The organism is Streptomyces sp. SID486 (genome assembly GCF_009865385.1).
GTDB lineage: Bacteria > Actinomycetota > Actinomycetes > Streptomycetales > Streptomycetaceae > Streptomyces.
In genome coordinates, this window is record NZ_WWJT01000136.1 from 1 (window position 1) to 11,923 (window position 11,923).

The window sequence follows — 11,923 nt, forward strand, 5'->3', positions numbered from 1 at the left end:
CGGACCTGGCGACGTCGTCGCGGGCCGCGTCGGCCTCCGCGGCCGCCTTCTGGGCGGCTGCCTTCGCCTGGGCGGCGGCCTCCTTCGCCTTGGCGGATGCCGCGACGGCCCGGTCGGAGGTGAGCTGGGCCCGCTTGCCCTCGCGTTGCACGATCGCCACCAGCTGCTCGATGGTGGCGGTCTCCTGGTCCCGGGCGCGCGCGATGTGCTGGCCGGTGTTCAGGAACCAGTGGACAGCGGAGGGGCTGCCGTCGTCCAGGGCGCGCTGGGCGTACTTCTTCACTTCCGGGGAGGCGGTGGCGAGGATCGCGAAGACCTCGGCCCGCTCGTCCTCGCGCCGGGCGGTGATCTGGGTGTTCAGCAGGAAGTTGGTCAGGGCGTCGTCGGTGCCCGCGTCGAGGGCCGACTGCGCCTCGCGCTTCACGCCGGTCCCGCCGCTGTTCAGGATGGCCAGGGTGGTGACGCGCAGGTCCTCCAGCTCGGCGGTCTTGTAGCCGCCGGTCAGGAAGGCGTGGACGGCGTCGTCGCCGGCGTCGAGCGCCGCTGCCGCGTCGCGGGCGACGCCCTTGCCGGTGGCGGGCAGCGCCTTGAGGAGGGCGAAGCGGTTGTCCTCGGCGGTGGCGCTCGCCAGGTCCTCGGCCAGGAAGCGGTCGATGTCGGCGGCGGAACCGGTCAGTGCCTGGGTCGCCGCGCTCTTGACGGACCGGCCGCCGATCTTCCACGCGGTGACGACCTTCGCGCGGGCGGTGTCCGGGAGGTGCGGGAGGTTCGGCAGGTCCGGGGGACCGGCCGTGGCGGCGGTGGCGGCACCGGTGGCGGCCAGAGCGCGGGAGGGAGCTGCGAGCGAGACCGCGGTCGCAGCGGTGGCGGCACCGGCGACGGTGAGCAGACGGCGCCGGCTCCAGTACGTGGTGTTCAAGAATCCCCCATGGATCTGCACCGGGCACCGTGCGCCTGTTCAGGGACGGCCACCCAGGTGCGTCAGCTGAACGCGTGCGGATCGAGGCCGGTGCCAGGCGGGCCGGTCAGCCCCGGAGCACACGGCGGACGCTGCCGTGCGGAACGGCAACGGAAGATGACGCGGGGCTGAACTTAGGCCACTGGCAGTGAGATTGACCAGGCGTCAGTTGTGGATCTCGCAGTGAGAAAGGGCACACGGCCTTTTGCCCGTATTGATCCCGTCAGGAGCCGACATTTCAGTGGCGGGCGACACGCACGTTTGTTTGAATGCACCGTCTGTCCGGGCCGCCTGACCCATGGTCACACTCAGGACGCCCTCCCGGTGTCCCCCTGGCGTGTCACGGACTCGACCCGCCCTGTTCCCAGGGCGCTCGGGGAACTCAAGGGAAAATCCTCAGGGGGAACATCCATGTATCTCGCACGGCGAGTCATCGCCACAGGTGCGGTGGTCGCGGCCTGCGCAGGCGCGGTCGCCTTCGCGTCCGCCACCTCCGGCACCACCCGCCACACGACCGTCGACCGCGCGGCCACGGTCGTCGACGGCGCACCCGGTTACGCGGTCGAGGACTTCAACTATCCGGGCGCGGACGCCATCAAGGCGCAGAAGGGCATCGTGCTCAAGCGCGGCGACGGCCACGTCACGCTCGCCGACTGCGCCTCGGGCACCGGTCTGATGGAGGTGTACTCCCGCAAGAGCGAGAAGATCTGCTTCCGCGCCACGGGCTCCTCCGGCTACCTCAGCCTCGAGATCCCCTCCGTCTACGGCGTCAAGGGCGAGGCGGACCACGAGGCGGACGTGAAGCTGACCACGGACGGCGCGACCCAGAGCATCGACGTCGGCAAGGGCGAGTGGAAGGCGGCCGGTGAAGCCGCAGACCCGGACGGGCGTGACTTCGTCCTGGTCGAGATCCGCACGAGCAAGTAGCCGACACTCCGGGAAGACGACCACACCATCATGACCACAACCGGCAAGCGCGGCACCGCGCTCGCAGCCCTCGTGACCGCCGCCGTCATCGGCGCTCCCGCCCTCTCCGCGCACGCCGTGAGCGGCAAGCCCGAGACCGACACCGGACACGCCTTCACCGCCCGCCTCGACATCGGCGCCGGTACCAAGGCGTGCTCCGCGGTCCTGGTCGCCCCCCAGTGGCTGGCCACCGCGGCGTCCTGCTTCGCGGACGACCCCGCCGCCTCCGTCAGGATCCCGGCCGGGGCGCCGAAGCTGAAGACGACCGCCACCATCGGCCGCACCGATCTGACCACCACCGCAGGCGTCGTCCGCAACGTGGTGCAGCTCGTCCCCCGTGACGACCGCGACCTGGTCCTGGCCCGGCTGTCCGCGCCCGTCACCGACGTCGGCCTCCCCGGTGTCTCGGCCACCGCGCCCGCCAAGGACGCGACCGTGTCGGTCACCGGCTACGGCCGCACCAAGGACGAGTGGGCGCCGTTGAAGCTCCACGGCGAGTCGTTCCAGGTCGACCAGGTCAACGCCACCGACTTCGCCGTCCACGGCACCTCCGGTGCGGCGATCTGCGCCGGTGACTCCGGTGCGCCCGTGTTCACCTCCGCCGGCCTGCTCGGTATCGCCTCCCGCTCCGACCAGGGCGGCTGCTTCGGCACCGACGCGGCACAGACCTCCACCAACGGTGTCGTCACCCGTACCGACGACATCGCCGGCTGGGTCAAGTCCACCGTGGAGTCCGCGCCGTTCGCCGACTTCAACGGCGACGGCGTCGAGGACACCGCCGTGGGTGACCCCAAGGCGACCGTCGGCACGGACACCGAGGCGGGTGCCGTCCACGTCGTCTACGGCGGCGGCAAGGGCACCGCCCAGCTCGACCAGAGCCTGGACTCCGTGCCCGGGGACGCCGAGGCGGGCGACCGCTTCGGCTACGCGCTGGCCACCGTCGACTACAACAAGGACGGCTACACCGACCTCGCCGTCTCCAGCCCGTACGAGGACGCCGGCTCCATCGCGGACGTCGGCATGGTCTCCGTCATCTACGGCTCCCCCGCCGGCCTGGGCAAGGGGCGCGCCTCCGACAACTACGCGCAGGGCGAGGGCAACGGCAGCCTGAAGGAGGCCGGCAAGGAGAAGGGCGACCTGCTCGGTTACTCCATCGCCGCCGGTGTCACCCGCGACAACGAACCGTACGTCGTGATCGGCGACCCGGGTGAGGACGTCGGCTCCGTCACCGACGCGGGCTCCGTGGTGTACGTCCACGGTGCCACCAACGTCTTCCTCTCCCAGGACGCCGGCCTGCCCGGCTCCCCGGAGGCCGGGGACAGGGTCGGCACCTCGGTGGCGGCGGACATGACCAACATCGTCGTCGGTGAGCCGGGCGAGGACATCGGTGACAAGGCGGACGCGGGTGGTGTGGCGGTCCTGACCCACAACCTGGGTCTCAACCTCAAGCCGATCCTGCGCGCGGGCCTGGACCAGGACAGCGACAAGATCTCCGGTTCCGCGGAGAAGGGGGACGCGTTCGGCCAGTCCGTCGCGATCATCCCGAAGGGCACGAACAGCGACTCGATCATCGCCGTGGGCGCGCCGGGCGAGGGCATCGTCGGCAGCGACGGCACGACCAACGTGGCCAACGCGGGTGCCGTCTACACGATCGACTTCCCGGCCAAGAGCGAGTGGACGCAGCTGAGGGTCATCCACCAGGACCAGCCGGACGTGGTCGGCGGGATCGAGACCGGTGACCGCTTCGGCGAGACCGTCGCCGCCATCAACCTCGCCCCGGGCAAGTCCTCGCCGTCCTGGGCCGACACGCAGCTCGCGGTCGGTGTTCCGGGCGAGTCCCAGGGCAGCACGGCCGGCGCGGGCTCCGTGCAGACGTTCTCCCTGCTCACCGCCCCCGGTGACCACAACGACGTCCTGTACGCCGGTTTCAACAAGGTGCCGGGCACCCCGGGCGCGAACCAGCACATGGGGCAGGTGATCGGCCTGTCGCCGACGCAGATCTACATCGGCATGCCGAACGGCCCGCAGGCCGGCGGGTCGGTCTACGAGGTGCCGTGGAGCAACGTCACCTCGTACACCACGAACGCCGCTGCGGACGGGAACGTCACGGTGCTCCGGCCTGGCACGGGCGGCATTCCGTCCGGCGGCAAGGCCTTCGGATCCGCGGTCCGCTGACCCGCTGACCCGCTGACCCGCTGACCCGTAGGGGAACGAACGGGAAGGGCCGGTTCCGGGGCTAGGACGCCCCGGGACCGGCCCTTCACCGTGCTCACGGCACGGCGCGGGCATGCCGCAGCAGGTTCGGAGCGCCACGGGGCGCCGGTCAGCTTGCGCTCATGCCTCGTTCCGGCCACTGCGCTCGCTCGTCGTACACGGCGTTGATCTTCCGGGACGCCTTGAGGAAGGTGTAGTCGACATCGCCGTCGTCCGGTTGGGCCGTCCGCGTGTACGTGTTCATGATCAAAAGCCGCGTCATCTCCGCGGGGTCCTCACCGAAGGAATAGCGGATGACCATCCCGTCCTCGGACTCTTTCCTGAAGTAGACGAGGGACGCCATCACCACTCACCTTCGAAGTCCTCGCGCTTGTTCAGCGGAACCCTGCTCTGCCGATTGTAGTTTTCGTTCGCGACCCGGTGCGCCTCCTGGTAGGTGGCTCCGGGATGCTCGCGCAGACAGCTCAGCTCGGTCAGCTCGTGCTCCAGCAGGACGTGGTCCTCGGGCAGCGCGTTGCCGGAGCGAAGGCGGATCCAGGCGTCCGCGATCTCGGCGTCCGCGTCGAACTTCCGGACCACGACCTGGCCCGTCTCGTAGTCCTCGATCGGGTGCAGGCCATGCAACTGCGTCTGCTGCGGACCGTCGTCGAGGTGGCCGCGGAGAAGAACTCCACCCTCGTGATGCCGTTCCCCGTCGAACTGCTGCGGTACTTCGACCGGGCGGTGCAGAAGATCGACGGTGAGGTCAGGACGGCGAGCGTTCCGGCGCAGAGCCCGCAGGGCCGGCAGGGCCCACAGCAGGACTCACAGAGCCCGCAGGCCCCGCAGGTCCCGCAGAGCCGGCCCGCTCCGCCCGTCCAGGCTGCCCAGGCCGATCCCCGGGAGGACGCGGCAGAGGCCGGCGGGCAGCCGTAGCCAGCGCCAGGGTCACGACCACCGAGGCCGCCGCCAGCGCGGTCATCGCCACGGCGGGCGAGGTGAACTGGGCCACCGTGCCGGCCAGCGTCGCGCTGCCGCCCTGCAGGGTCAGCATGCCGGCCGAGTGCAGTCCCAGGGCGTGCCCGGCGAGTTCGTCGGGGGTCAGCTCCATCAGGCGTTCCTGCTGGACGAGGCTCGCGCCGAAGCCGACGGAGGCGACCGTCACGCAGGCCGCCGCGACGGTCACCGGCGGGTGCAGGCAGAACACCAGGTACGGCGTCGCCAGCAGGAGCAGCAGTGGAGTGGCCAGCCGCGCGCGCACGGCGGCGGGGAGCAGGCGGCCGACCGTCACGTCCCCGGCGAACATGCCGAGCGCCCCGCAGGCGAACAGGGTGCCGGCCTCGTGGGGGGCGTACGACACGTAGAGGGACTCGCAGCCGACGACCAACCCGTTGGGCAGCCACAGGCCCAGATAGGTGAGGCGGCGCGGCCGGGACGACCACAGCAGGGCGTTGGTGCGCCAGGTCACCGCCGGCGAGGTGCGGCCCGTCGCCCGGGGCGGTCGTGCGGTCAGCCCGAGGCGCAGGACCAGCGCGGCGGCCAGGTACAGGGCCGCCGCGAGGAGCAGGCAGAGGTACGGGGACAGTACGGCCAGCAGGGCGCCGCCGGTGGCGTACCCGGTGATCTGCATCAGACCGCTCATCATGTTGAACAGGGAGCGGCCCGTCAGGTAGCCCTCCTTGGCGAGGATCTCGTTCAGCAGCCCCCAGCGGACCCCGCCGCCGAGGGAGGCCACCAGCCCCAGGGTGAGGACGACGGCGAAGACCGCGCCGACCGGCAGGCCGGGCAGCGCCTGCACCGCCGTACCGGCCGCGAAGGCCAGCGCGATCGCCGTCAGGGCCGTACGCGGGGGCAGCCGGTCGGCGCCGGAGAGCAGGAAGGTCGCGCCCAGCACCTGGGCGAGCGACGGGCCGAACATGCTCACCGCCGACAGCAGCGGGGAGCCCGTCGCGCGGAAGACGAGCGTGCCGAGGGCGAGGCCGCCGACGGTCTGCGCGGCGGTCTGGGCGGCCGAGCCGAGGAAGAGCGGGGTGAACTCGGGTGTGCGGAGGAGGTTTCGGTAGCCGGACATGTCCGGGAGTCTCGGTGGCCCGGCGGGGGCTCGTTATTGTTTCGCGGTGGGGCGAAAGGTCGTGACGGCCCGGGGGGGGATCCGGTGGGGTGGTGGGAGCTCAACGCGGACACGCTCGCCCGCAGCCGGTTCGTGATCTCGCCGCTCGCCGAGACCTTCGCCTGTCTGAAGCTGCTGCACGCGGGCGAGGGCGCCCATCCCGGTGAGCAGGGCTGGCTGCGGGCCCACCTGCCCTCCTACCGGGCGTGGCTGGCGGCCGAGCCGGTGACGGCGCAGCTGGTACGGGCCGGGCTGGGGCGTGAGTGGATCGCCGACTTCCTGACTCCGGCACCCCGTGACGGCGAGGCGTTCGCGGACGAGGTCGCCCGGGTCCGCTCGGTGACGCCCGGCGCGGCCCGCGCCCATCTGCGCACCGCCCTCGCCGGTCCGCTCCCCGCCGGACTGGACCGGGACGACCTGCCCGAGCGGGCGGCCGTGCTGCTGGAGCGGGTGTGGGAGGAGACCGTACGGCCGTACTGGCGGCGGCGTCGGCGGGTGCTGGAGGCGGATGTGGCCGGGCGGACCGCGCAGGTCAGCCGGGGCGGCTGGGTGAGCGCGCTGGACGCGCTGCGGCCGGGCCGCACGCGGTGGCTGGGCGAGAACCGGCTGCAGGTCAACCTGCAGGAGTATCCGCCCCGCGAGATCTCCGGGGCGGAGCTGCTCTTCGTGCCGGTGACGCCGCAGCGGCACGGCTGGGTGTCCTGGGACGACGGCGAGCGGTACGCGGTGATCTACCCGTGCGCCGGTGTCCTCGCCGACGTCGCCGACCGGGCCGTGCCGGCGGGGCTGGGCGCGCTGCTCGGGGCCGCCCGGGCCGGGGTGCTGGTCCTGCTCGGCTCACCCATGAGCACCAGCCACCTGACCGCCGTGACCGGTCAGGGGCTCGGCTCGGTGGGGCGCCATCTGAAGGTGCTGCGGGACGCGGGGCTGGTGGAACGCCGGCGGACCGGGCGCTCGGTGCTGTACGCGCGGACGGCGGCCGGGGATGCCCTGGTCGAGGCCGGGCGGCGGGGCGCGGACTGACCGGGGCGGGGACTGACCGGGGTGCGGACTGACCGGGGCGCGGACCGACCGGGGCGCGGACCGTCCGGGGCGGGAGGCGTCCGGTCGGCGCGGGCGGCGGGGTGGGGGCCGACCGGGCGGAAGACGTCGGGTCGAGGCCGGGCGACGGGGCGGGCGGTGGGCGGGGCTAGCATCCGGGCATGACGACTACTGACCACAACGGCTCCCCGCTGGACATCGAGATCGGCGCCCTCCAGGGCGGTCCCGCGAACCTCGCGCAGTTCGCGGGCAAGGCCGTGCTCATCGTGAACGTGGCCTCCAAGTGCGGCCTGACCCCGCAGTACAACGGGCTGGAGAAGCTCCAGGAGCGGTACGCCGAGCGGGGCTTCACCGTGCTGGGCGTGCCCTGCAACCAGTTCCTCGGGCAGGAGCCCGGCACCGCCGAGGAGATCGCCGAGTTCTGCTCGGCGACGTACGGCGTGACGTTCCCGCTGACCGAGAAGGTGGACGTGAACGGCGAGGGCCGGCACCCGCTGTACGAGCGGCTCGTCGGCTCCGCGGACGCCGAGGGACACACCGGGGACATCCGCTGGAACTTCGAGAAGTTCCTGATCGGCCGGGACGGCCGGGTCGTGGCGCGCTTCTCGCCGCAGACCGAGCCGGAGTCGGCCGAGGTCGTCGCCGCGATCGAGGGCCAGCTCGGCTGAGCGGACCAGGAACGGCAAAGAGCCCTCTCGGCAAGGACGGCGACCGGTCGAGAGGGCTCTTCTGGTGGTGCTTGTGCAGTTGTGGTCAGCAGGGTCAGGGGGAACCCCTCACACCTTGACCGAGGCCACGAAGGCGTTCCACGCGTCGGCGGGGAAGGCCAGCACCGGGCCGTCGAGGGTCTTGGAGTCGCGGACGGCGAGCTCGGCGGCGGCGGGCGACCTGACCTCGACGCAGGCGCCGTTGCCCGCGGAATAGGAGGACTTCATCCACGTCTCCGAAGCGCCCTGAATCAGTGCCATGTCCACTCCTGTTGCGAGTTGCGGTAGTGCGGTTCACGCCAACCATGTCGTCTGATTGGCGTGATCGACGCTACCGGGCAACTGCTTCTGGCGGAGTGGCCGTTCACTCGACCGGATGGCATATTCCAAGTGAGCCTTCCACCGGAGCGGGCCGACGGTGTACGATCCGGCGCCCTCGGTGACCCTCGGTCAATCGGCGTACGACTTCGCCACATCCGAGATGAATTGCCGGGATGCCTCCACATTGAGGGACTGTGCCCGCAGATGTTCGTACATCACGGCGTACTTCTGCACGTCCTGCGCCTTCTCCAGGTAGAGGTCGCTGGTGACGCCCTCCAGGTACACCACACTGGAGTCGGCCGCGTCGGCGAACTCCAGGATCGCGTACTGGCCGTTGAGCCCCGGATGCGCGCCCACCTCGAAGGGCAGCACCTGCACGGTGACGTGCGGCATCTGGGACATCTCGATCAGGTGCTCCAGCTGCTCGCGCATCACCAGCCTGCTGCCCACGACCCGGCGCAGCGCCGCCTCGTCCAGCACCACCCAGAGCCGGAGCGGGTTGTGCTCGGCGGAGATACGTTCCTGTCGGCGCATCCGCACCTGGACGCGCTTCTCGATCTCGGCCGTTGACGTCTCCGGCAGCGCACCCTGCACCAGCGCCTCGGCGTAGGCGCGGGTCTGCAACAGGCCGGTCACCAGCTGGGGTTCGTACACCCGCAGCGACTCGGCGTCGGTCTCCAGCCCGATGTACACGCTGTACGGGATGTCGCCGAAGGTGTGCCACCACCCCTGCTGCCGCGAGTCCCGGGCCATCTCCATCAGCGAGTCGACGATCCGCTGGTCCTCGACCTCGTACACCCCGCACAGGTCACGCACATCGCGCTGGCTGATGCTCCTCCGGCCGTTCTCCAGCCTGCTGATCTTCGACTGCGACACGAGCAGCCGCTCCGCCACCTCTTCGGCCGTCATGCCCTTGAGCTCGCGGAGTCTGCGCAACTCCTGGCCCAGCCGGCGCCGCCTGACGGTCGGATTCACATTGGACGCCACGGGACGTGCACCTCCGGCTGCATGCCTGTTACTTGACTTTCCGTATCTGCTGTTGAGCAGATTGCCACCAAGGTGCTTTCTACCGCTGGGAAACGACGGATATGCGGCGCCGCTCCGGCACGTGGACGCCGGACGCGGCCGAGCGGGGCGGTGAGACCATGAGCGTCTCACCGCCCCGCTCGGACCAGCGGCTCCCGAACCGGGTCTGTGGGGCCGGGGGTTACGGCTCAGTGGGCCACGGCGCGCGCCATGGAGCCGTGATGCGGCTGCATCGGGACCCCGCGTGCGGGTTCCGCGGACCGGGCCCCGGCGGGCGCGGCCTGCCGGCCGGCCGTGGCCGGACCGCGGCGCGGCTGGGCCGCGGCACCGTTCTGCACGTCCATGACGGCGTGGGCGACGAGGCCGCCCATGGGGTCGTGCCGGATCAAGTCCCGCAGCCGGGACCGGGACGAGCGCCCCTCGTTCCCCGGATACAGGTGCTTGCCGAGCCCGACGGCGTGCGCCAGGGCGGCGAGCGCCGCGGTCCGCGGGTCCGGCGGTACGCCGGTGCGGATCGCGGAGTCCAGCCGGGCACGGATCTCCCGGCTGATCTCGTTGTCCGTCGCCTGGTAGCGCGTCGTCGGCAGCACCCCGCACATCTGGCCCGCCACGGCATGCACCATGCCGCACCGCTCCAGATGCGAGAGGTAGGTCTGCCTGAGCCCCAGCCGGGGCCCTCCGATCCAGTGGACGGCACGCACGGGAGCGCCACGCCTTCGCAGCAACTCCAACGCGCAGTCCAGAGTCGGATCTCCTGTCGGCCGTGGCACCACCACGGCGATACGATCCCCGTCTGGGGCTATCCGTCCGGCCAGCGCCAGCTCCACTAGCTGTGCACCGGCCAGACCGAGGTCGAGCGACTGCGGCTGCGCAGTGGTACCCGTGGTCGGGTCCAATGCCAGCAGCAGAAGCTCCTCCGGAAGTGTTCTGCGGCTCCTGCCCATCCATGCCTCCCCGCGTGGATGAATGACAGGGTGACCCCTCTCACATTGGTCTGTCGAGGGCGCGTGACCGGTTCGTGAGGGAACCGGCAGGTATGTCGTTCTCGTCTACCGCAGGGGCCAAGCCCTCACACAGGACACTGGTACATGGTTCGGACAGGGCGCGCGCGTAGGCGTGCGGCGCATGGAGGAGGCATCGGTGGCGGGCGAGTCCCCCGACAGGTCGAAGCAGCGCGAGTCGTCGGCGGAACCGACGTCGGGGAGCGCGGGTTCGGTTCCCGAGGCGCGTGATCCGCGTCTGGCGGTGGCCCGAGAAAAGGATTCCTCGGGTGGTGTCACGGACACGGCGACGAAGGTCCTGACGGTACGGGCCGACCCTCCGACCGGGCCGAAGGAGCCGGCCGACTCCCCCGCGCCCGGCGAGGACACCGCCCTGCGCGCGGCGGCGTCGACGTGGGTCCGCACGCCGGGAGCCGACGCGACTGCAAAGTCCGAGAAGACCGGGTCCGCGGACAAGCCCGAGGCCCAGCAGCCCACGGCCCCGTCCCCGGAGGAGAAGCCGACGGCTCCGACCGACGGGAAGGCGAAGGCCGAGGGCCCGTCCGACGGCACGGCGGACACCGAGAGCCCGTCCAACGGCAAGACGGGGACCAAGACCCCCTCCGCCGGGAAGGCGGACACCAAGAGCCCGTCCAACGGCAAGGGGGGCGCCAAGACCACGCCCCCGTCCGCCGGGAAGGCCGGGGCCGAGGTGCCGTCCAGCCCGGACGCCGACGCGGACGCCGACACGAAGGCCGAGGCCAACTCGGAGGCGGACTCGGAGGAGGCCAAGGCCAAGTCCGGCGCCAAGACCGGGAGCGCCGCCAAGGCCGGTGTCGAGCCGAAGAGCACGGCGGACGCGGACGCGAAGACCGACGCCGAGCCCAAGAGCAAGGCGGAGGCGGGCTCCAAGTCCGACGCGGGCTCCGAGACCGGCACGGACACCAAGGCCGAGGCGAAGACCGACGCCGAGCCCAGGAGCAAGGCCGACGCGGACACCAAGGCCGGCACGGACACCAAGGCCGACGCGGACACCAAGGCCGGCACGGACACCAAGGCCGGCACGGGCACCAAGACCAAGACCGACGCGAAGACCGGCGCCGAGCCCAAGGCCGACTCGGCTGCCAAGACCAAGACCAAGACCCAGTCCGACGCCGAGGCCAAGAACAAGGCGGGCGCGGATGCCAAGGCCGACGCCGGTGCCAAGGCCGACGCCGGGGCCAAGGCCGGTGCCGGTGCCGATGTCGGTGTGGAGGGTGACGAGCCGGCGGCCGCCGATGGCGGGGACGACCCACAGGGGCCACCCGCAGGTGACGACGAGAGCCGCACGGGTGGTGCGGGTGGGCACACGGACGCCGAAGGCGGAGCCGAGGCGGGGCCGAAGCGCGAGCCGAAGCGCGAGCCGGACCACGTCGACCAGCCCACCACCGTCTTCAAGGCCCTCCAGCCCAAGAAGCCCGCCGTCGACCAGCCGACCACCATGCTCAAGCTCGGCGCCGAACCCAAGGCACCCAAGCCGCAGCCCGAGTCCGAGTCCGAGCGCACCAGCAAGTTCGTCGCGCTCAAGGACGACATGCGCCCGGCCGCGAAGGCCGCCCCCGCCCCGGCCCCCGCCCCCGCC

General features: G+C 71.7%; 11 protein-coding genes and 2 pseudogenes. 6 read left to right on the forward strand and 7 right to left on the reverse strand.

Annotation, left to right across the window (positions count from 1 at the left end; translation table 11 throughout):
- The coding region (locus GT045_RS06585; RefSeq protein WP_202527340.1) for an ALF repeat-containing protein at nt 1-919 on the reverse strand (919 nt) is incomplete at its 3' end.
- A gap of 450 nt (nt 920-1,369) precedes the next feature.
- On the opposite strand from GT045_RS06585, the gene GT045_RS06590 reads away from it, so the two are divergent.
- Together GT045_RS06590 and GT045_RS06595 are read left to right on the forward strand one after the other, a co-directional pair.
- Nucleotides 1,370-1,885: a hypothetical protein gene (locus GT045_RS06590; RefSeq protein ID WP_161333584.1), complete on the forward strand. Its 516-nt coding sequence runs from the start codon at nt 1,370-1,372 to the stop codon at nt 1,883-1,885.
- A 30-nt stretch (nt 1,886-1,915) separates the two neighbouring features.
- The gene (locus tag GT045_RS06595; RefSeq protein ID WP_161333585.1) at nt 1,916-4,099 is read left to right on the forward strand and encodes a trypsin-like serine protease; all 2,184 of its coding nucleotides are present in this window, start codon (nt 1,916-1,918) and stop codon (nt 4,097-4,099) included.
- Between the two features lie 148 nt (nt 4,100-4,247).
- On the opposite strand, the gene GT045_RS06600 is transcribed toward GT045_RS06595, so the two are convergent.
- Complete coding sequence (locus GT045_RS06600) at nt 4,248-4,481, reverse strand: hypothetical protein (protein ID WP_161333586.1); 234 nt, start codon at nt 4,479-4,481, stop codon at nt 4,248-4,250.
- On the reverse strand, nt 4,481-4,762 hold the full coding sequence (locus tag GT045_RS06605) for a hypothetical protein (RefSeq protein ID WP_161333587.1): 282 nt from the start codon (nt 4,760-4,762) through the stop codon (nt 4,481-4,483). The genes GT045_RS06600 and GT045_RS06605 overlap by 1 nt, the downstream gene beginning before the upstream one ends.
- Here GT045_RS06605 and GT045_RS39515 point away from each other — a divergent pair.
- Nucleotides 4,754-4,861: pseudogene (locus tag GT045_RS39515) on the forward strand (slipin family protein); the annotation flags it as partial. The gene GT045_RS06605 and the pseudogene GT045_RS39515 overlap by 9 nt on opposite strands.
- 22 nt (nt 4,862-4,883) lie before the next feature.
- Here GT045_RS39515 and GT045_RS06610 read toward each other — a convergent pair.
- On the reverse strand, nt 4,884-6,188 hold the full coding sequence (locus GT045_RS06610) for an MFS transporter (RefSeq protein WP_161333588.1): 1,305 nt from the start codon (nt 6,186-6,188) through the stop codon (nt 4,884-4,886).
- An 84-nt stretch (nt 6,189-6,272) separates the two neighbouring features.
- On the opposite strand from GT045_RS06610, the gene GT045_RS06615 reads away from it, so the two are divergent.
- Together GT045_RS06615 and GT045_RS06620 are read left to right on the forward strand one after the other, a co-directional pair.
- Nucleotides 6,273-7,250 (forward strand): helix-turn-helix domain-containing protein, encoded by a 978-nt coding sequence (locus tag GT045_RS06615; protein ID WP_161333589.1) that lies wholly within the window; start codon nt 6,273-6,275, stop codon nt 7,248-7,250.
- 179 nt (nt 7,251-7,429) lie between these two features.
- Entirely contained in the window at nt 7,430-7,936 is a 507-nt protein-coding gene (locus tag GT045_RS06620; RefSeq protein ID WP_161290677.1) for a glutathione peroxidase, read from the forward strand.
- 108 nt (nt 7,937-8,044) lie between these two features.
- On the opposite strand, the gene GT045_RS06625 is transcribed toward GT045_RS06620, so the two are convergent.
- The 3 genes from GT045_RS06625 to GT045_RS06635 all read right to left on the reverse strand — a co-directional run bounded on the left by GT045_RS06625 (nt 8,045) and on the right by GT045_RS06635 (nt 10,266).
- On the reverse strand, nt 8,045-8,236 hold the full coding sequence (locus GT045_RS06625; RefSeq protein WP_161290679.1) for a DUF397 domain-containing protein: 192 nt from the start codon (nt 8,234-8,236) through the stop codon (nt 8,045-8,047).
- Between the two features lie 189 nt (nt 8,237-8,425).
- Nucleotides 8,426-9,283 carry a helix-turn-helix transcriptional regulator gene (locus GT045_RS06630; protein ID WP_161290680.1) on the reverse strand — a complete coding sequence of 286 codons (858 nt, stop codon included), beginning with the start codon at nt 9,281-9,283 and terminating at the stop codon, nt 8,426-8,428.
- 227 nt (nt 9,284-9,510) lie between these two features.
- Nucleotides 9,511-10,266: a GPP34 family phosphoprotein gene (locus GT045_RS06635; protein ID WP_161333590.1), complete on the reverse strand. Its 756-nt coding sequence runs from the start codon at nt 10,264-10,266 to the stop codon at nt 9,511-9,513.
- A gap of 748 nt (nt 10,267-11,014) precedes the next feature.
- On the opposite strand from GT045_RS06635, the pseudogene GT045_RS06640 reads away from it, so the two are divergent.
- Nucleotides 11,015-11,923 (forward strand): annotated as a pseudogene (locus tag GT045_RS06640) (hypothetical protein); the annotation flags it as partial.

Excerpts from the sequence above, each read along its gene's own strand:
- GT045_RS06600 (WP_161333586.1), bottom strand. The coding sequence starts at position 4,481 with ATGGCGTCCCTCGTCTACTTCAGGAAAGAGTCCGAGGACGGGATGGTC.
- GT045_RS06590 (WP_161333584.1), top strand. The coding sequence starts at position 1,370 with ATGTATCTCGCACGGCGAGTCATCGCCACAGGTGCGGTGGTCGCGGCC.
- GT045_RS06610 (WP_161333588.1), bottom strand. The coding sequence starts at position 6,188 with ATGTCCGGCTACCGAAACCTCCTCCGCACACCCGAGTTCACCCCGCTC.
- GT045_RS06595 (WP_161333585.1), top strand. The coding sequence starts at position 1,916 with ATGACCACAACCGGCAAGCGCGGCACCGCGCTCGCAGCCCTCGTGACC.
- GT045_RS06635 (WP_161333590.1), bottom strand. The coding sequence starts at position 10,266 with ATGGGCAGGAGCCGCAGAACACTTCCGGAGGAGCTTCTGCTGCTGGCA.
- GT045_RS06620 (WP_161290677.1), top strand. The coding sequence starts at position 7,430 with ATGACGACTACTGACCACAACGGCTCCCCGCTGGACATCGAGATCGGC.
- GT045_RS06625 (WP_161290679.1), bottom strand. The coding sequence starts at position 8,236 with ATGGCACTGATTCAGGGCGCTTCGGAGACGTGGATGAAGTCCTCCTAT.